The 18860-nt window shown below is 39.5% G+C and carries 18 protein-coding genes and 2 riboswitches; of the genes, 4 read left to right on the forward strand and 14 right to left on the reverse strand.

Features of this window, described 5'->3' with window-relative positions:
• Nucleotides 1-85 precede the first annotated feature (85 nt).
• From LC090_RS10335 to LC090_RS10395, 13 genes are all read right to left on the reverse strand, one after another.
• Nucleotides 86-763: a response regulator transcription factor gene (locus LC090_RS10335; protein ID WP_226657781.1), complete on the reverse strand. Its 678-nt coding sequence runs from the start codon at nucleotides 761-763 to the stop codon at nucleotides 86-88.
• A 1-nt stretch (nucleotide 764) separates the two neighbouring features.
• Nucleotides 765-2150 (reverse strand): sensor histidine kinase, encoded by a 1386-nt coding sequence (locus LC090_RS10340; RefSeq protein ID WP_226657783.1) that lies wholly within the window; start codon nucleotides 2148-2150, stop codon nucleotides 765-767.
• Between the two features lie 143 nt (nucleotides 2151-2293).
• Complete coding sequence (locus LC090_RS10345) at nucleotides 2294-2623, reverse strand: four-helix bundle copper-binding protein (protein WP_226657785.1); 330 nt, start codon at nucleotides 2621-2623, stop codon at nucleotides 2294-2296.
• Nucleotides 2624-2786: 163 nt separating this feature from the next.
• A complete protein-coding gene (locus tag LC090_RS10350) occupies nucleotides 2787-3749 on the reverse strand; it encodes a F510_1955 family glycosylhydrolase (protein ID WP_226657787.1) in 963 nt (320 codons plus the stop codon).
• Between the two features lie 61 nt (nucleotides 3750-3810).
• Nucleotides 3811-4395: a YdhK family protein gene (locus tag LC090_RS10355; protein ID WP_425590648.1), complete on the reverse strand. Its 585-nt coding sequence runs from the start codon at nucleotides 4393-4395 to the stop codon at nucleotides 3811-3813.
• Nucleotides 4396-4559: 164 nt separating this feature from the next.
• Nucleotides 4560-5483, reverse strand: coding sequence for a UDP-N-acetylmuramate dehydrogenase (gene murB, locus LC090_RS10360; RefSeq protein WP_226657789.1), 924 nt, complete (start codon nucleotides 5481-5483; stop codon nucleotides 4560-4562).
• A 376-nt stretch (nucleotides 5484-5859) separates the two neighbouring features.
• Complete coding sequence (locus LC090_RS10365; protein WP_226657791.1) at nucleotides 5860-6909, reverse strand: homocysteine S-methyltransferase family protein; 1050 nt, start codon at nucleotides 6907-6909, stop codon at nucleotides 5860-5862.
• Nucleotides 6910-6991: 82 nt separating this feature from the next.
• A riboswitch (SAM riboswitch) is annotated at nucleotides 6992-7101 on the reverse strand.
• Between the two features lie 82 nt (nucleotides 7102-7183).
• The gene (locus tag LC090_RS10370) at nucleotides 7184-8197 is read right to left on the reverse strand and encodes a DUF3895 domain-containing protein (RefSeq protein ID WP_226657793.1); all 1014 of its coding nucleotides are present in this window, start codon (nucleotides 8195-8197) and stop codon (nucleotides 7184-7186) included.
• Nucleotides 8198-8324: 127 nt separating this feature from the next.
• Nucleotides 8325-10358, reverse strand: coding sequence for a bifunctional 2',3'-cyclic-nucleotide 2'-phosphodiesterase/3'-nucleotidase (locus LC090_RS10375; protein ID WP_255648079.1), 2034 nt, complete (start codon nucleotides 10356-10358; stop codon nucleotides 8325-8327).
• A gap of 253 nt (nucleotides 10359-10611) precedes the next feature.
• Complete coding sequence (locus LC090_RS10380) at nucleotides 10612-10989, reverse strand: hypothetical protein (RefSeq protein WP_226657795.1); 378 nt, start codon at nucleotides 10987-10989, stop codon at nucleotides 10612-10614.
• Nucleotides 10990-11121: 132 nt separating this feature from the next.
• Nucleotides 11122-12189, reverse strand: coding sequence for a 23S rRNA (adenine(2503)-C(2))-methyltransferase RlmN (gene rlmN / locus LC090_RS10385; RefSeq protein ID WP_224593925.1), 1068 nt, complete (start codon nucleotides 12187-12189; stop codon nucleotides 11122-11124).
• A gap of 120 nt (nucleotides 12190-12309) precedes the next feature.
• Nucleotides 12310-12912, reverse strand: coding sequence for a CPBP family intramembrane glutamic endopeptidase (locus LC090_RS10390; RefSeq protein WP_226657797.1), 603 nt, complete (start codon nucleotides 12910-12912; stop codon nucleotides 12310-12312).
• 129 nt (nucleotides 12913-13041) lie between these two features.
• Nucleotides 13042-13272, reverse strand: a complete 231-nt coding sequence (locus LC090_RS10395) for a hypothetical protein (RefSeq protein ID WP_159782655.1) — start codon at nucleotides 13270-13272, stop codon at nucleotides 13042-13044.
• A 157-nt stretch (nucleotides 13273-13429) separates the two neighbouring features.
• Here LC090_RS10395 and LC090_RS10400 point away from each other — a divergent pair, with 157 nt between their 5' ends.
• The gene (locus tag LC090_RS10400; protein ID WP_226657799.1) at nucleotides 13430-15067 is read left to right on the forward strand and encodes an L-lactate permease; all 1638 of its coding nucleotides are present in this window, start codon (nucleotides 13430-13432) and stop codon (nucleotides 15065-15067) included.
• Nucleotides 15068-15127: 60 nt separating this feature from the next.
• On the opposite strand, the gene LC090_RS10405 is transcribed toward LC090_RS10400, so the two are convergent.
• Nucleotides 15128-15385 carry a hypothetical protein gene (locus LC090_RS10405; protein ID WP_226657801.1) on the reverse strand — a complete coding sequence of 86 codons (258 nt, stop codon included), beginning with the start codon at nucleotides 15383-15385 and terminating at the stop codon, nucleotides 15128-15130.
• A gap of 166 nt (nucleotides 15386-15551) precedes the next feature.
• Between LC090_RS10405 and LC090_RS10410 the strand changes: the two genes are divergently transcribed.
• From LC090_RS10410 to LC090_RS10420, 3 genes are all read left to right on the forward strand, one after another.
• A complete protein-coding gene (locus LC090_RS10410) occupies nucleotides 15552-16568 on the forward strand; it encodes an LLM class flavin-dependent oxidoreductase (RefSeq protein WP_226657803.1) in 1017 nt (338 codons plus the stop codon).
• A gap of 181 nt (nucleotides 16569-16749) precedes the next feature.
• Nucleotides 16750-16851: riboswitch (purine riboswitch) on the forward strand.
• 99 nt (nucleotides 16852-16950) lie between these two features.
• Nucleotides 16951-17547 carry a xanthine phosphoribosyltransferase gene (locus LC090_RS10415; RefSeq protein WP_226657805.1) on the forward strand — a complete coding sequence of 199 codons (597 nt, stop codon included), beginning with the start codon at nucleotides 16951-16953 and terminating at the stop codon, nucleotides 17545-17547.
• Entirely contained in the window at nucleotides 17534-18835 is a 1302-nt protein-coding gene (locus LC090_RS10420) for a nucleobase:cation symporter-2 family protein (protein ID WP_226657807.1), read from the forward strand. Before LC090_RS10415 ends, LC090_RS10420 begins: the two co-directional genes overlap by 14 nt.
• The last annotated feature ends 25 nt before the right edge of the window (nucleotides 18836-18860 follow it).

An 18860-nucleotide genomic window follows, 5' to 3' on the forward strand; every position in this document is an offset into this window, starting at 1 on the left:
CAAAGAATATCCAGATTTGATCGAGATATTGTGAAAGAAAAAAATGACTACCATTTAGGCAGTCATAGTCGTGAGTAACCATCATTTATTCGTTTTTCCACTTGTAACCTACACCCCAGATGGTGACCAAATGATTGTTGATTTGAAAGTCCACATGTCTACACTTATCACGCAAATTTCGAATATGTGAGTCAATCGTGCGTCCTTCTGTGTTTGATTCATATCCCCAAATCAACTGGATAAGATGCTCTCGACTAAATACTTTTTCGGGATTTTTTAAGAATAGGCCGAGCAACTTAAATTCAATGGGAGTCATAGGGATGGACACACGATTGTATGATACGAGATGTTTGTCTGCATCCCATGTTAGCCCTTTGAAGATCACTTGATTTTGATTTATTTGTTTCACGCGTCGAGCCAAAGCTTCCATTCTTGCAAGAAGAACACGTTCGTCAAACGGTTTTGTGATGTAATCATCTGCACCTACCTTGAATCCTTTAACAATATCTTCATTTTGTTCTCTTGCTGTTAGCATGATAATTGGCACCTCTGATTGACTTCGGATTTCTTCACATGTTGCGAAGCCATCCATATCAGGCATCATAATGTCTAACAAAACGAGATCTATCTTATGTTCAGTTAATCTATGTAGTGCTTCTATGCCTGTATGTGCTTGATAAATGGTGTACCCATGTGGTTTTAAATAAAGAGAGATTAACTCTACCATTCGCTCTTCATCGTCTACAATTAGCACATTTTTCACGTTATTCACCTCCTAACAAAACAATGGTGATCGTTGTGCCTTTACCTATTTGACTTTCCGCCTTTATCCTACCTCCATGCTTCTCGATAATTTCTTTAGCAATAGCAAGACCAAGTCCAGAACCTCCGTACTTTCTTGAGCGTGACTTATCAACCCGGTAAAGACGTTCAAAGATGAATGGCAAATCCTTCTCGGGAATTCCTTCTCCCTCATCAATTACTCTAACAATCACTTCGCTTTGAAAAGATTGAACTTCGATGAGTACTGTTTTTCCTGACTCACTATAATGCAAAGCATTGTCCAAAAGGTTTAAAATCACTTGAGAAAACCTTGTAGAATCAATATCGAGATGGATTTTATTCGGACAGGACACAATAAGGTTAATCCCCTTACCTTCAAAAGCAGGCCTTACTTTCTCTCTTACCTGATGAATCAACGAACACAAGTCGACTTCCTCGCGATCGATCACAAATCCTTGTTGGTCCATTTTAGCCATATCAAACAAATCTCGAACGAGAGAAGTTAAGTTCTCTGATTCTTCTTTAATAATTGAAAGGTAAGTATCTCTTTCTGTAGAAGATAACTCTTCTCGCTGAGCGATGTCAGCGTAACCATTTAGATAAGTTAAAGGTGTTCTCAGTTCATGAGCGATGTTCGCTAGAAAATCACTACGATCGTTTTTTAATCGTAGCAAATCATCTGATAAGCTTTGAATTGCTTTCGCTAATTCCCCTAATTCGTCGTTTCGATCGACTTTTAAGGAAACATTATGATCTCCTGTGCTCATTTGTTGCGTTGCGACCTTCATCTCAATCAATGGACGTGTAATCATTCGTGAAAGATAAATAATCGTAATAACGGTTAGGAAGAGGGCGAGTCCACTAATAATTAAAAATTGGGTTGTTAAATGATCGCGCACTTCACGAATGCTTTTTGTATCGAGGATCATGTAGACATTTCCAACAAGCTTGTCATTTACAACGATAGGAGAACCGGTCATCACATAAGGTTCATTGCTCCAATCGCCTTCTACGATAGCTCCTGACAATGGGAGGGAAGAAGATGAAGAAAGAGTTGTTTTGATCATAGACGTCACAGGATTTGAATGAACGAGAACATGATTCATTTCATCTGTAATAACTACCTGCGTTTCAGCTTCAGATTCCATTAAAGCAACGTGTTCCATGGTTTCACGATCAAAATGCTTTTCTAAAACATCTTTATGACTGTTTCCTCTTGCTAGAAGGGCATCGGTTTCAGCCATGATACGCTCATTTAAAAAGCCGAAGTAGAGTACCATGAACAAAATTCCCTCAAGCAGTAAAATACTTGTAAGAAAAAACAGACCTAATTTTGTAGCTAATTTACTTTTTCTCTTAAATCTCATGTCTCTCTCCTTATCCACTTCTATTCTATCAGTATTATATCGAGAAAGTGTGCAGCTTGTCTGCTTTGTTTCAAGATCAACAAGTTGGGGACAAAAAAAGAAGCCTGCTTATGATTCAACAGACTTCTTCACTAATTCTGAGATTATGCTGCTAATTTCTTACACTCTTCTGCGCATTTAAAACATGCGTCTGCACAATCTTGACAGTGTTTGTGATCGTGTTTTTTACATTCGTTCCCACATGCCTCACAAATTGTCGCACACGCTTGAGCTAACTCAGAAGCAAATGGTGTTCCTCTCACAAGTGCTTGTTCCAAAAAGCCACAAATATCAGCGCATTCTCTGTCCATACGAATACAATCAGCCATCATTTTCACATCTTCTTCTTTTAAGCAAGCATCATAGCAGTGATTACATGCTGTCATACATTCATGAAGCGTTTGAATCATGGAACCATACTTTTCATGTGACATGATTAAATTCCTCCTTAAAATGTAATACACTGTCATATTTTCCTATTCACTTGATAATAAACGTGAATGCGAAAAAAAGTTATCAAATTTCAAATTTCATTCATTCTGCACAAATTCTGGATAATTAGAGGGGAATGTTTAAAGTTTAAGTATTCCACCTCAACTAGTTCAATTTACCTTGATCGATTAAGGCGACCCAAGATTGCCCGGCATCTTTCGTTTGATAGAGACTACCATCAGATGTATGAAAAGAAATCTCATTCTCATTTTGTGGATTCAACGCGAGATAATCAATCGCCTCTTCTATTTTGTTGGGCATAGAAATGAGCGTTTCTTCTCCGTTCTTAAGGGACACAAGTTGGCTAGTTGCTCCATGATTGGCGAAGATGATATGGTCTTTAAGAAAGGCCATTGAAGTAATAGAGATTTCCTCAGTAATTGGTGTAAACGACTGTCCTTGATTTTCAGAAAGATAAAGTCCCTTAGGCGATGTAATGGCTACGACGTTTGCATTACTAGGGTGAGCAAAAATCCCATTGATTTGATCCGGAGTCCCCTTTAGTTGCACTTGATCCCATTCACTTGCATCCTCACTATAATAAACCCCTATGTCCATTTTGCTGTTTTTCTGTTGATTGACAGCATAAATACTGTGCGTTTCATAGCCTACCGCTAAATAGTGAAAATCAGATTCACCTTGAAAACCTAACTGCTCTAACGTCTTTCCTCGATCCGTACTTTTAATTAACCCTAGCGGATTTGGTAAATCGGATCCTTCACCAGGGTGTCCACTACTATAAAAACCATCAGACACTGCCTGGAAGCCCATATAGTCATTGTTGTTTGCTTTAGCTTCATACCAGATTCCATCAAGATAAATAAGCGGTCCAACATGAGTCGCCACGAATAATTCATCTTGATTGCCTGGATACCCGATTCCATGAACATGATTCATTTGCTTTCGTGAAGTCGGTTTATAAAAGCTTGATTCTGATAACGATGCCGCTTCTTTTTCTTTCTTTTGGGTTTCCTTTACTGTATCATTGCTTTTTACTGAGTTTTCTTCCTGACATCCTGAAAGAATAAGAAGCAATGTAGCAAGTATGATCATCCAGTGTTTCTTCACAGCATTTCATCCTTTATATAATCTTATTTAGTCGCTAATACGCAGTTTCATAAAAACTTTATTATTCAATAGGAGATAGTTCTTCTTCCGTTACCCATTTATGATTGGTTACCTTCTCGCCTCCTGTTGTTGGCATATAATCGATCATATAGACAGTCGTTTGGTAAGCCGAATCAATGCTCGCCTTTGCACCCTTCATTCCTTTCATATGGGAAGCCTCAAGCGTTACTTCCGTGCCAGGTGTTAAAGGGTGGCTATCAGGTTGATTAAGTTCCTCGTGAATTACCCATTTGTGGTTCTCAACTGGATCTCCGCCATTCGTTGGCTTATAGGAAACAGCATAGGAAGTAGTCTCAAAAGCACCAGTAATCGTTGCTTCTGCACCTTTCATTCCAGCCATATGATCTGTTTCAATTAGTGCTTTACTTCCTTCTGGATATGTAGGATCTTCAGCCTTTTTTAACCCTTCTGGTACTTCTGAAGATCCAGAGTGTTCCATTTCTTCCATGTGGCTTTCAGAGTTTCCTGAGGAGTTAGGTGTCGGGTGATTATTACCTGACTTCTGGTTCATGTCCTCATTATTGTTTCCACAGGCAGCCGGAATAAGGGCTAACCCTAAACCTAAAATAAGTTTTTTTGTTTTCATATATACCCTCCTATGATTGGGTTCATTTACCATCAACGACTACTTTAGCGGGTAATTGTGCACTTATCGTGCAGATGTTGATTGTTCACAGGATTATCAAAAGTTGTCTATTTTTCATAGAACACAAAAAAACCAGCCGCTCAATTGAGTGGCTGGTTTCTTCATTAAGCTTCTTCAGGCGGTTCGCCAATAACGCGTACTTCACGTTCAAGCTCAACATCAAACTTTTCTTTTACCGTTCTTTGAACGTGATGAATCACATCCAAATAGTCTGTTGCGGTGGCATTATCGATATTTACAATAAATCCAGCATGCTTTTTAGAAACTTCCGCTCCACCGATTCGTGTACCTTGAAGCTCAGAGTCCTGAATCAATTTACCCGCAAATAGTCCAGGAGGACGCTTGAATACACTGCCACAAGAAGGGTATTCAAGCGGCTGTTTCGTTTCGCGCTTCTCAGTTAAATCATCCATGATCGCTTTGATTTCCTGATAGTCCCCATCTTTTAGAGTGAAAGTCGCTTCTAGCACTAGCAAACCTTTTTCTTCTACATTACTGTGGCGATACGATAAATCAAGTTCATCAGCGGTCAACTTAATTAATTTTCCTTCTTTCGTTACGGCAAGAACACTTTCGAGACAGTCGGCTATTTCTCCACCGTAAGCGCCTGCGTTCATATAAACTGCTCCTCCAACAGAGCCAGGTATACCACAAGCAAACTCAAGACCACTTAGCTTGCGATCACGCGCAAATTCAGATGCATCAATAATGCGTGCGCCTGCTTGAGCAATCACTTTTTGATCTGTTTGATCAATTGATTTTAGTGAAGAAAGATTCAAGACGATGCCTCGAATACCGCCATCTTGAATGATGACATTCGAACCTTTACCAAGAATGGTTATAGGGTATTTGTTTTGATAGGCATATTCTACTGATGCTCTTGCATCTTCAATGGTGTTCGGAAAGACAAGAACATCTGCACGTCCACCCATTCTAGTATAGGTATGGGCATTTAAAGGCTCATTTATTTTCAATTCCGCTTCTGGCAAAATCGAGCGGAGTTCATTGATTACATTTTGGTTATCCATAGGCTACCTCGCTTATAAAACAAGTTCTTTTTATTGTCAGTTCGTTTGAATTTCATTCTGTCACATATTCAAACACATTTAAAATAATAACACAACTGCTGTCTAAATATGATCATTTTGACAAAAGAAGCTCCTATTTTCAAAAGAATCTTACGCTATGGTTATATAAATGAAGATGATTCATTCCATAAGGCTACTTTTCTACCAAAGAATGGAGCAGGATTAATCATAAAAGGTATCGTTGTTTTATTACATGCAGATTTATCTTTATTTGTTCCATTTTCAATTTCTTTTTATCGTTATTGCCAATAGTCTACAGGCATATTCTATTATGGATTAGAAAACGGAGAGGTTATCCTCTCCGTTTAATCGTAGTCTATGCTTTTGTCCGATATGCCGTATTGTTTTTCTTTAACGAGTCATCCGATCCGAATAGAAAATGCTTTTCCATATTTGGAGAGTAAATTGAATTAACCGTTGTTCTCCCTACTGTTTCAGCAACTTCTCTAAGCATGCTTGGAGAAGCGCCACAACATAGTCCGAAATAATTCACCCCGACACTTTTTGCTTCTTTTGCCCATTCTGCTAGTTCATAACGGTTGCAATAAAGTGGATCTAAAGAAGTTGGAAAGGTTGTCTCGGTTGGCAACGTACAGGCACAGCCCCCATCAGGTAAGTTAAAGAAAGTTGGGTGTTCTTCTGTTGTGCGATAAGGAATGGGAAGTGCTGCAACGTACCCCCTAACGGACTGCCTGATTTTCTCGATGTACGGCTGCATTGTAGCAGGTCCTCGAAAACAGTTCATTCCAACGACTAACGCTCCTTGTTCTTCTAATAACCGACAAGCTTCCTCAACCGTATAGCCATCGCGTAGAATGTTTTCACTCATCAGTCCTAGTGTTATCACAGCTTGAAGGCCTTGTTTTTGGATCTCTTCTAACGCTATCTTTGCTTCTTCATAAAAGTAAAAGGTTTCCCCATTGATGAAATCAACGCCTTCTTCTTTACTCCATTTTACCATCTCGGCGAACATAGACCGTATTTGTTCTTTACTGTCTTCATCTTCAGGATCAAATAGATTCGTATTTGATATGTTCCCAGCTACAAGGGCTTCCTCTTCAGGATGTTCTTTCGCTACCTCTTTTGCCAGACGGATGGCTTGTCGATTGAGTGGTTCAAGTAGGTCTTCTTTTCCGATGATTCTCATTTTCTCTCGATGGCCATTATACGTAAAAGCAAGCACAACATCAGAGCCTGCAAGCATATAATCACGATAGGTTTGTTTCAGAGCTTCAGGATTATCTAGTGCGACTTCTGGCACGAATGATCCTGCTTGGAGATAACCTCGTCGTTCCAATTCAAACAAATATCCTTCTCCGCAAATGACTGGGCCCTCTAGCAGACGTTGTTCAAGTGTTCTCTTCATGTGTAACAGCTCCTTATTCTCAATAAAATAAAAAAATCCCTCTTCTTAAAAAATAAGAAGAGGGATTGCTAACAGTATCCTCCTCTTATCTTCCAGATGACATCATCTGTAGGATTTGGCACCAGCTTCAACTTAAGTTGAAAGGTTGCCGGGCATCATAGGGCCTATTCCCTCCGCCGCTCTTGATAAGAGTATTGATTTAATTTTTGAACATGTTTGAAATTATAGACCTGGTAAAATAAATTGTCAATGTTTTTCTGATAATTACGAAATGTCAGGAAGATCGACCGCTTTTTAATCGATAGATGCGATCTTCACGTCCAAGCGGTTCAACAGACATTGATCCCGATGCCACAAAAGAATCGAGATAAGTGCAAACAGCATAGTAAATTTTCGGTTTCTTTGTCGAGTAGCGCTTGTCTTGAACTTTTCCTTCTTTAATTAGGAACTCGCAAATCATCAAGGCACTCTCTGTACCTTGTTGAATATAGCCGTCTATCGCTTCCTGTGTTGTGAACGAAAGGTCTCCTACAAAATAAGTTTCTTTCGGTTTCTCGCTAGTCTTTTCTGGTAAAGGTTCTTGAACTTCTTCGGCGAACAAATCAAAAGAGCCTTGTAACTCCTCTTTAGGTAACTCTTCTATAGCTGTGACGTCTTCTTTTACCTTTTTTGGGATATCTACAGCCTTTAATTTATTGCTGCCCCTTTGTAAAGCTTCTTTTTCTTCACGGTAACCCCTGATTAAACTGTTTAACCGTTTTTCTTGTCGATCAAGTAGCGGAAGGTGTAAGGAAAGTGGCTCTTTCATATCTGCTGGTAGGTTCAAACCTTCAGGGATATCATATGTAGGGGAGCCGTTTTGCATTTTTAATAAAAGTTCATCTAACTCATAATCAATTTTCGTAAAACCTTGTACGACTTCTTTTACAATGGTCGCGGGTAAACCTGTGTGCTCTTCGAAATGATTCATTCCAAAATGCCGCATTTCACCTGTTTTCACATGGCGAACAATATACTGATAGCGTAATGCACGACCGCACTCACATTTTACTTCTTCTGATACAGCCCCTGCATCCACGTAATCTTCTAGGATCCAATCGTCAAGCAACATCCCTATTTCTTCATCAGTAGCACCGTTCGGAATCATTCTTCCTTTACTTTTAGCAATCACATTTGCAAATACCGTTTTTTTTCCTCGTTTAAGTGTATTCATTACATAAAATTGTTGATTTTTTTTTAGCTCTTGAAATAATTCATCTCTTTGAGAGTTTGTTAGGGTCTTTGTCATTTAAATCCCTCTCTATACGATAGTACCGCCATTATAACAGTCAAGTCAGGTAATGGTAACTACAACATGCTAATTCTTATTATAAAAAAAGCCAATCCTAAAGGATTGGCGAGTGTTCGTAAAGATTTTATCGATTCCATTGACGTACGGCAGCGATTTCAGCCATATGTTCAAGTGCATTCGAATTTTTCGCATTCTTTTGCTTGGTTAAGTCCAATTTGTATGTGGCAAAACCATTTTCGGCTTCACTCAAAAACTGGATGGTTTGGATATCATCAGCATAAGCTTTTGCTTGAAGAGCAGATTCGAACGTCACGTTTACGTTTTTCTTATTTATGGTCTCAAATGTCCAGTTTTCATCAGCTGAAGGATTAATCGTTTGTTCCGATAGAATGTAGTCAATCAAAATCTGTCTATTTTCATCAGGTGAATCAATCACAATATTAGAACCATCTAAGTGAGGAAAGTGGCCTCCACCAGTCGCGCGATAATTGTTCGTAGCTACAATGAATGACATGTCTTCTGTTACTTTTTGACCATTGTACGCTAATTCTTTGACGCGATTGGCGTTTGCATTCACAACATTTCCATTTCGATCGTATTTCGCGGGCTCTGTTACATCAATTTTATAGGTAACGCCGTCAATCACATCAAAATTGTAAGAAGGGAAGTCCAAATTAATTAATGGCTGCTCTTGTTGATCTTTACTGTCTATTTGATTAAATTGCCCAGCTGACATTTCAATCCAGTCTTTTAGCTCTGATCCGTTTAACAAAACGGCTTTAAGCGTATTCGGATAAACATACAGGTCAGCTACATTCTTAATCGCTAGATCACCGGCAGGAATATCTGTATAATAGGACGAACCTCCGCGGCCACCAGCTTTAAAAGGAGCACCGGCAGACAGAACGGGGATCCCTTCGTATTCGGTTCCTTGAATATGGTTTTCTACATACCATTTCTGAGCATTCGTCACAATTTGAATAGATGGGTCATCCTTAACAAGTGCGAAATAACTGGTGATTGGCGCAGTCGTTTCCCCAACAGCGGTTCGAACATAGTCAATCGTCGCCTCATGATCTTCTTGCACTGCACTTAGAATATTCTCGTCAGCAGGCACAAGAGAAGTCTTTGTCACTTTGTCAAAAATTGGACGAGCCTCCGATTGAGAAGAATTCACTGTCCATTTTCCATTGTCCTCAGTTAATTGAAGATCAATAACACCTAAGTGGTCCCCCCAATATCCTGGTTCAACAGAAGGCACACCGTTAATCGTTCCTTTTGTATTGTCCACGCCATCTACATCCTCAAAGCTGCTCCCTGGAAAAACCTTATGAGCATGTCCAAAAAGAATGGCATCAATCCCATCTACATGGCTTAAGTAGTAAACTGCGTTTTCATCGTTTCCTTTAGGTGCAGCAGTTTCAAAACCTGAATGAGGAATAGCAACAATGATATCTGCTCCTTGCGCTTTCATTTCAGGAACGTATTTTTTTGCAGTTTCTATGATATCTTTTACAATCACTTTTCCTTCAAGGTTGGCTTTATCCCACTGCATCACTTGAGGTGGAACGAATCCAATAACACCAACATTTAGCTGACGTTCTTCACCAGATTCATCGATAACCGTTTTATTAATAATTTTAAAAGGTGTAAAATAGTTTTGATCATTTTCTGGATTATTGTCGTGATCATCTACGTATACGTTTGCATTGATATACGGAAAGTTTGCACCCGAAAGACTCGTTTGAAGAAAATCAAGTCCGAAGTTGAATTCATGGTTTCCAATGTTTCCTGCGTCATAATCAAGGAGATTCATGGCCTTGTACACAGGATGAATTTCACCTTTCTGAAGTGGATCAATTTTAGCGACATAGTCCCCAAGTGGGTTTCCTTGTAGCAAGTCTCCATTGTCAAAAAGCAGGCTGTTGTCGACTTCATGACGTGCTTCGTTAATTAATGTAGCGGTTTTGGCTAGTCCAAACTCATCGGTTGCTTGGTCCTTGTAATAATCATAATTAACGATATTAGTGTGAAGATCTGTCGTCTCTAAAATACGTAAATTCACTTTAGCGTTTGCTGCTTCTGCCGACGACGGTGAAAATGCACTGCATGCTAGTCCGATTACTAACGACGCGGTAATGATTGGTTTATTGTTCATATGTATCCCCCTTTAATAATGAAAAACCTAAACGCCCATCAATAGTTTACAATGTTTCTGTATGAGTGAATTGTAATATTCTTAAATAAATTGTAAATTGTGAAAAACGGTGCCAAGGAACTAGGTGGTTAGCCTCAATTTGTAGGAGGAATCAAAAAGTGTTGACCGTATTAGCATTCAGTGACCTATTACATCCCTCTCTTTAATAGAAGAAAACTTATTTATAGAAGAGGGATTGACTGGTCAGCAACGATTACTCTCTTACAGGCATAAATGATAATGATCCTCTGTTCCCAACGACAACTCTTTTTGAATCAATCTCCCCATCTACCTCATATATAAGGTACAACTTTCCATCTTTCACTTCACCTTTTAGATAAGTAGCAGATGGATATAGTTCCTTTAAGTTTTCAATTTGATAAATTTTAATACGTTCACCTGTTTGATCGTATACCTCAAGTTTCGTAATTTGTTTCTTTTCCCTAAAAACATGAATAGCGTTATAACCTGATTGTACGCTTGTATTTTCACCCATTATTTCAAAAGGCAAGCTTTCACGTTGATAGTCTTTATAAATCCCTGATCCAACCCAGAAGCATAGTAAACCAATCACAATCAGCCAACTTTTCATACTCCCTCTCCTTACATACAAAATGAACAATTCAATGAGCTTGTTTGCTGTTAGTGTATGTTTTAAAGAATGGTTGGTGTTTTTATATAAAAAAAGACGCCACCTTTATTGGTGAGCGTCTTTCTGTTCGTATTATTTTCCTGCTTTTTCTAGCTTTTTCACTTGTTTACTTCGGAGCTGACCGCAAGCTGCATCAATGTCAGTTCCGTTCTCATGACGAATGACGCAATTAATGCCGTTCTTCTTAAGCGTATCATAGAACGCAAGAATTGATTCTTTTTCACTACGCTGATACGAATGGTCATCCACGGGATTGTAAGGAATCAAGTTTACGTAAGAAAGATGACGTTTGTCTGCGAGAAGTTTTGCGAGCTGTTTCGCTTCTTCCACATGATCGTTAACATCTCTCAACATAATATATTCAAAGGTAATTCTGCGGTTGGTTTTCTCAAGGTAATAATCAATCGCAGGCATCAGTTTTCCGAGTGGATAAGCTTTATTGATTTTCATAATCTTGGTTCGAAGCTCATCATTAGGTGCGTGAAGTGAGATCGCAAGGTTTACTTGAAGATCTTCATTCGCAAAATCGTAAATTTGCTTCGCAAGTCCACTTGTTGAAACCGTGATATGGCGAGCACCGATGCAAAGACCTTTTTGAGAATTAACGATACGAAGGAAGTCCATCATATTATCGTAGTTATCAAATGGTTCGCCGATTCCCATAATAACGATGTGACTTACGCGTTCTTCATTAGCCTTTTCATCAAGAGCATGTTGCACGTTCATGATTTGTTCAACAATTTCTCCGCTTGTAAGGTCACGGCTCTTCTTAAGAAGTCCACTTGCACAGAAGGAACAACCGATATTACAGCCGACTTGTGTTGTTACACAGACAGATTGGCCGTAATGGAATCGCATCAGTACCGTTTCAATAACGTTTCCATCTTGTAATTTAAACAAGAACTTGATCGTACCGTCAGAAGATTCCTGCTTGATTTCTTGCGTTAACGTCTGGATCGCAAAGTTTTCTTCTAGAAGTTTGATACAGTCTTTGTTCACATTATTCATTTGAGAAAATTCTTTAACACGCTTTTTATAAAGCCAGTCCCACACCTGGGAGGCACGGAATTTCTTATGACCACGTTCTAGCAACCATTCAGTTAGCTGATCAAACGTTAATCCGTATATTGATTCTTTCATTTATAACCCTCTTTTCAATTCTTAGCCATTCATTCTAATACTACTAGAAGTATAACCAAGTCGCAACCGCTTAGTCTAGAATAGTAATATCGTTTAGAGAAATTGGTGGAAGATTAAAACTTACAGCAGTGGAATAAAGACGAGAATTAGAAGATCGAAAAGGATGTGAGATAAGAGTGGCACCCAAAAGTTTTTTGTTTTTTCGTATAGCCATCCCCATGCTACTCCGCCCCCAATCGCTGCTGCTACTAACAAATAGGCATCTGAGTAAAGATGGGCTGTCGCATATAAAATGGTTGCAATGAGTATGGTGTCTCCTTTTTTATACCGTTTCAATTGTTGCTGGATATACCCTCTCCAGTAAATCTCTTCACCTGGAATGACAACAAAAACAAGACTAATAAAATGCCAAGCTTTAACGGGTTCCACCACATCGTAAAACCGTTCCATGTCTTCGAATAATGCGGGATAAATCCACTTGATTCCTTCTATTCCAATGTATGAAAGCACATAAAGCAAAATGGCGCTAATCAGAATATATAGCAAGTGGCTAATTGTTATTTTTCGGAAATGAAGCGTGCCTGTTTTCACACTGAGGAAAATTAATATCGCTAGTGTAACTGTAAAAACGGGCCAGAACGTTCCAGGATAGCGAACAAAACTTAAAAACAGCAGGATATGTGCTAATAAAAGTGTGCTAAGGATTATGATTTTTTGGTTCATGCGTTCATCATCCTATCTTGGTGGCATTTTTTTTCACCCTACCCTGAATGTAACGAACGCATGCCAAGATGAACAGCCTGGATAGGTTACGATGTGCTAAAAAAGCTAGCGAATGTCGCTAGCTTTTTTCTACTTGCTTTGCGTTTTGCATTTTTCTTGAATGACAGCTAGAGCACTTTCTTTGTCCGGCTGATCGCTTTGATGCCAGCGAATTTTCCTTCCAAATTCGTCTGCTTTCGCATACGCATAAATTTTTCCTTCGTATTCGGCCACGCTAATTTCCCAATAATACGTGACTTCTGCTCCAGTAGGTTGGGTAACATCAACAGGATAGAAAAAATAGTCAACTTTTTTCAGCATAAAAACAGCTCCTTCATGATCGCTTCACAGCTATTTTAACAGATTTTCACTTATCGGTTTGTTTTAAAGTGTGATGTTTGTCACTTAATGTTTTAGTGATTTTAGATAAGCTATATGTGAAGGAAATCACATTAACCTCGTAGAGAAGGTGAGAAACATGAATGGACTCCAACTTTTTGCGGCATTAACGCCGATTCTTGCGGTTTTTATCTTGCTCGTCCTACTACGTCTTCCGGCTACTACCGCCATGCCAGGAAGTTTACTACTTACTGCAGCCGTTGCTTTTTTTATTTGGAAAATACCATTTATACAAATAGTGGCAGCTTCTATGGAAGGGCTGATCATTGCTATATCGATTATTTGGATTGTATTTGGAGCAATCCTGCTTTTAAATACGTTACGAAACAGTGGAGCGATTGATGCGATTCGAGCGGGATTTATGGGCATATCGATGGACCGTCGGGTTCAACTCATTATTATTGCCTGGTTGTTTGGGGCATTTATTGAAGGAGCAGCTGGATTTGGGACGCCGGCTGCAATTGGAGCTCCGCTTCTTGTTGCTCTTGGGTTCCCTCCTCTTTCCGCGGTTACGATGGCGCTTATTGCAGATAGTAGTCCAGTTTCATTCGGAGCGGTTGGAACACCTATTATTGTTGGTGTAGATCAGGGGCTTCGTCAGGGACCAGCCGTCGCAGATCAAGTGGCAACTTCCATTGGTAGCCAGTCAATGGGAGAGTATTTACACGCAGTTACTCAAAGTGCTGTCATGATTGACCTTTTTGTCGGCACGTTAATTCCTTTCATCTTAGTGATAATGTTAACGCGTTTTTTTGGTGAAAATCATTCTTGGAAAGAAGGACTCGCTTTATGGAAATTCGCCATATTTGCTGGATCTAGCTTTACCGTTCCTGCTTTTATTGTGGCTACTTTTCTAGGACCCGAATTTCCATCGATTATTGGTGGTCTTGTTGGTCTCTCCATTGTTATTCCTGCTGCGAAAAGAGGCTTCCTTCTTCCTGATGAGCCATGGGATTTCAAGCATGTAAACCAAACGAACTTGAAACCTCATCATACTCTCTCATTAGGGCTTGCTTGGCTTCCTTATTTGCTTGTTGCCGTTTTATTAGTGCTTACGCGGTTAGATTTCCTTCCGATAAAAGGATGGCTCCGCTCGGTTAAGATAGGCTGGAAAGAAATTCTCGGAACAGAGATCAGTACTTCTTTTGAACCATTGTATTTACCAGGGACTATTTTTATCGTCGTTATATTAGTAACTATCTTTCTGCATAAAATGACTCTTAAAGCTGTAAAAGATACTTTGATGGATTCACTGAAAACGATGGTTGGTACAGTCATTGCACTTGGAACAGCGGTCCCAATGGTGAGGATTTTTATTAATTCAGGAATTAATCGTTCTGATCTCCTGAGCATGCCAATGGAGCTTGCGACACTTGTTGCGAACGCTGTTGGAGGTGCATGGCCTCTTGTATCACCATTTATCGGTGCGCTCGGATCATTCATTTCAGGTAGTGCGACATTTAGTAATATGATGTTTTCGCTGTTTCAATTCAGCGTAGCAGACCAGCTTCAAATGAACGAACAGCTCGTCCTTTCACTTCAAGTACTTGGAGCAAATGCGGGGAATATGATATGTGTGTTAAATGTAGTCGCAGCCGCTTCTGTTGTTGGGATGGTTGGGAAAGAAGGAACGATTATTCGAATGACGATGGGGCCAATGTTGTTTTATGCGGTTGCTTCTGGCGTACTCGGGTGGGTTGCAATTATGGTGTATTAACTTGATGCCTCTAAAGTAAACGAATGATCCGATGTTGCATGCAACATCGGATCATTTTTTTTATCCAAGATTTTCAACGTCCCAGGTTCGAATGGAATAGAAGCCATCGTCAATCTTCTCTTTTTCATTACGAACCGTTTCAAGTAATTCTTTTGGAAAACGCTGCATAGAATCGTGATCGATCTCCACTCCATTGTAACCACTATAAACAGGTACAGTAACGATTTGTTTTTCAATCGTATCAAAACAATGTAAACAAAGGAACCCAACGCTTCTCATCCGATAGGTAAACATGATTCGATAACGTGAATCTTCCACTCTCTTCCCTCCTAATAACTGATTCTAGTAACTAGTATGTACAAACAATCACTCTGACATACCTGGTAATGAGCGGATTATTTTCTATTATATGAAGCCCCTGATAGAATTGAAATTGGGTTTTTATTGAAGTGAGAAATCTATTAAATAGAAAGAAGATGAACGTATGTCTGAACAAACGAAAAAACAATTAAAAGATATTTCATATTCCGTTCTTGATTTAGCACCCGTTAAGGAAATTGGGGCGATTTCGGATGCTCTTCATCGATCAAGAGACTTAGCTCAACACGTAGAAAAATTAGGTTACAATCGTTTTTGGCTAGCAGAACATCACAATATGCCCTTTATCGCAAGTTCTGCTACGTCAGTTGTCATTGGACATGTTGCTGCGGGAACGTCTACTCTTCGCGTCGGTTCAGGAGGCGTTATGCTACCGAACCATTCACCACTAGTTATTGCGGAACAATTTGGAACTCTTGAATCACTTTTCCCAGGACGAATTGATCTAGGTCTAGGCCGCGCACCAGGTACAGATCAGCGAACTGCATTCGCCTTAAGACGGGGGCAAGGATCAATGGGGCAGGACTTTCCCGATCTACTCGGTGAATTACGATCTTACTTCGACCCTACCTTAAGCCAGGGTACTTCGCCAGTTCGAGCCGTTCCCGGTGAAGGGCTAGAAATTCCAATTTGGTTACTTGGATCAAGTTTGTATAGTGCTCAACTTGCTGGAGAACTAGGTCTACCTTATTCATTTGCTAGTCATTTTTCACCAAAAAATACAATTAGTGCACTCGAAACTTATCGAAACCATTTTAAGCCTTCAAAAGTATTGGATGCTCCATATGCAATGGTAGGCGTCAATGTGATTGTTGCGGATACAGATGAAGAGGCAAACTTCCTTGCTACGACACTTCAGCAACAATTCCTTAACTTGATCCGCAATCACGAAGCACCGATGCAGCCGCCAGTTGAGAAATTAAACGCTAGTGAATATGAATTAGCAGCCCTTCATCAACAGCTCGCCACCTCTATTGTGGGTGGACCGGAAACGGTTAAAAGAAAAATGCAAGAGTTCCTTGATGAAACGCAAGCGGATGAAATGATGGTTATTTCATCGATCTATGATCACGATAAAAGGAAGAAGTCTTATAAACTCCTTTCTGATATAACAAAGGGTTAATTCGAACAAAAGCCGGATTCAATGAATCCGGCTTTTTAATGGAAAAATCAATAAAGATCATTGGTGTTTCAAACAACTTACAAATTTTATATCCAAATCACGAACGTAATTGTTTCTTTAAGTAGGTATTGTTAAGTTTTTGTTTACAAAGATTTAAGTGTTGGTTTATAATACCATTCATAACCGAATTCGCATCATCACTCATATAACCGCAAGAATATGGCTTGCAAGTTTCTACCGGTTCACCGTAAATGATCCGACTATGAGTGAGCAACCTTCTATGGTCGATTCTCTTTCTTATCAACAGCCCGGAGGATATTTTGCTCACTCTTTAGTGGGTACGATGTTCTGCGGATTTTTTGTATTTAAAGGAGGAATTGCTATGGAAAGCTTAAAAAAGAAGATTCTACAAGAAGGCATCGCGTTATCTGATCAGGTATTAAAAGTGGATACTTTCCTTAATCATCAAATTGACCCCGTTTTAATGAAAGAAATTGGAGAAGTGTTTGCATCTCGTTTTGCTCAAGAAGGAGTGACGAAAGTGTTAACGTTGGAATCTTCAGGAATTGCACCTGCTGTATTCACTGCTCTTCAATTAAATGTGCCTCTCATTTTTGCAAGAAAGAAAAAATCCCTTACCCTTCAAGAAAATTTATTAACTGCCGAAGTGTATTCTTTTACAAAACAAGAAACGAGTTCTATCTCGGTTTCTAGTAAATTTTTATCCGATCAGGATCATATCTTAATCATTGACGACTTTCTAGCAAATGGACAAGCGGCAGAGGGCTTATTAAAAGTGGTTGAAGATTCAGGTGCAACGATAGCTGGTGTTGGCATTGTCATTGAAAAGGCGTTTCAAGAAGGTGGTAAACGTTTGAGAGAGCAAGGTCATCGTGTCGAGTCACTAGCTATTTTATCAAGCTTAGAAGTCGGTAGGGTTACATTTGCTGAGGAGGAAGCGATGAATGAATCTATTTAAATATACTTCTCTTAGTATCCAGCATGTTCTTGCTATGTATGCAGGAGCGGTAGTTGTTCCGCTAATTGTTGGAGGCGCACTTGGTTTAACGGGGACTGATTTGACGTATCTCGTTTCAATCGATATTTTCATGTGTGGGATTGCAACAATTCTACAAGTTTGGAAGAATCGTTTCTTTGGAATCGGTCTTCCTGTCGTACTGGGTTGTACGTTCACCGCTGTTGGACCTATGATTGCAATTGGGGGACAGTACGGTATTACAGCGATATACGGTGCTATTCTAGCAGCGGGGATATTTGTTGTTCTTATCTCTCCTGTATTTAGTAAATTAATCGCCTTCTTTCCTCCTGTTGTGACAGGTTCTGTCGTCACAATCATCGGGATTACGCTCATACCTGTAGCGATGGGTAACATGGCTGGCGGAGAGGGTTCTGAAGATTTCGGTTCGATCCGTAATCTTGCACTTGCATTAGGTACCTTGCTTTTTATTATCGTGCTTACGCGACTTTCAAAAGGTTTTATTCGATCGATTGCCATTTTAATTGGCCTTGTGATAGGAACAATTGTAGCTAGCTTGATGGGAATGGTGGATCTATCTCCAGTTAAAGAAGCTTCTTGGTTTCATATGATTGAACCTTTACATTTTGGCGTACCCACCTTTGAACTCACAGCTATTCTTACGATGATTCTTGTGGTGCTGGTTAGTCTGGTTGAATCAACTGGTGTCTACTTTGCTTTAAGTGATATTTGTGACGAGGAACTTTCAGAGAAAGATGTGAAAAAAGGATATCGTGCTGAAGGTTTAGCCATTGTTTTGGGTGCATTATTTAACGCATTTCCTTATACTACTTACTCTCAAAACGTCGGTTTGATCCAACTATCTGGTATAAAGAAGAAACAGGTCATCTATCTTGTCGGAGGGATTTTGGTTGTTTTAGGGCTTGTTCCCAAAATGGGCGCTCTTACAACGATTATACCTGCACCTGTCCTTGGTGGAGCAATGCTCATCATGTTTGGAATGGTAATGGCCTATGGAATAAAAATGCTTACACGAGTTGATTTTAGTTCTGAAGAAAATCTTTTCATCATCGCGTGTTCGATCGGTATTGGTCTTGGTGTTACAGCAGCTCCTACTGTGTTTGATCGCTTACCATCAAGCATTCAAATTCTAACAGACAATGGGATTGTCGCTGGAAGTGTGACTGCGATTATTTTAAACCTCTTCTTTCATGTGAAACCAAAAAGAAAATTAATACAAGATCGCGTGATTAAATCAAAAGCTTCGTAACAAACAAAAGTACCTGCCATAATCG

It is taken from the genome of Guptibacillus hwajinpoensis, from assembly GCF_020524165.1.
Classification (GTDB): domain Bacteria; phylum Bacillota; class Bacilli; order Bacillales; family Guptibacillaceae; genus Guptibacillus; species Guptibacillus hwajinpoensis_D.

Excerpts from the sequence above, each read along its gene's own strand:
- LC090_RS10340 (WP_226657783.1), bottom strand. The coding sequence starts at position 2,150 with ATGAGATTTAAGAGAAAAAGTAAATTAGCTACAAAATTAGGTCTGTTT.
- LC090_RS10345 (WP_226657785.1), bottom strand. The coding sequence starts at position 2,623 with ATGTCACATGAAAAGTATGGTTCCATGATTCAAACGCTTCATGAATGT.
- LC090_RS10355 (WP_425590648.1), bottom strand. The coding sequence starts at position 4,395 with ATGAAAACAAAAAAACTTATTTTAGGTTTAGGGTTAGCCCTTATTCCG.
- murB (WP_226657789.1), bottom strand. The coding sequence starts at position 5,483 with ATGGATAACCAAAATGTAATCAATGAACTCCGCTCGATTTTGCCAGAA.
- LC090_RS10365 (WP_226657791.1), bottom strand. The coding sequence starts at position 6,909 with ATGAAGAGAACACTTGAACAACGTCTGCTAGAGGGCCCAGTCATTTGC.
- LC090_RS10370 (WP_226657793.1), bottom strand. The coding sequence starts at position 8,197 with ATGACAAAGACCCTAACAAACTCTCAAAGAGATGAATTATTTCAAGAG.
- LC090_RS10375 (WP_255648079.1), bottom strand. The coding sequence starts at position 10,358 with ATGAACAATAAACCAATCATTACCGCGTCGTTAGTAATCGGACTAGCA.
- LC090_RS10380 (WP_226657795.1), bottom strand. The coding sequence starts at position 10,989 with ATGAAAAGTTGGCTGATTGTGATTGGTTTACTATGCTTCTGGGTTGGA.
- rlmN (WP_224593925.1), bottom strand. The coding sequence starts at position 12,189 with ATGAAAGAATCAATATACGGATTAACGTTTGATCAGCTAACTGAATGG.
- LC090_RS10390 (WP_226657797.1), bottom strand. The coding sequence starts at position 12,912 with ATGAACCAAAAAATCATAATCCTTAGCACACTTTTATTAGCACATATC.
- LC090_RS10395 (WP_159782655.1), bottom strand. The coding sequence starts at position 13,272 with ATGCTGAAAAAAGTTGACTATTTTTTCTATCCTGTTGATGTTACCCAA.
- LC090_RS10400 (WP_226657799.1), top strand. The coding sequence starts at position 13,430 with ATGAATGGACTCCAACTTTTTGCGGCATTAACGCCGATTCTTGCGGTT.
- LC090_RS10410 (WP_226657803.1), top strand. The coding sequence starts at position 15,552 with ATGTCTGAACAAACGAAAAAACAATTAAAAGATATTTCATATTCCGTT.
- LC090_RS10415 (WP_226657805.1), top strand. The coding sequence starts at position 16,951 with ATGGAAAGCTTAAAAAAGAAGATTCTACAAGAAGGCATCGCGTTATCT.
- LC090_RS10420 (WP_226657807.1), top strand. The coding sequence starts at position 17,534 with ATGAATCTATTTAAATATACTTCTCTTAGTATCCAGCATGTTCTTGCT.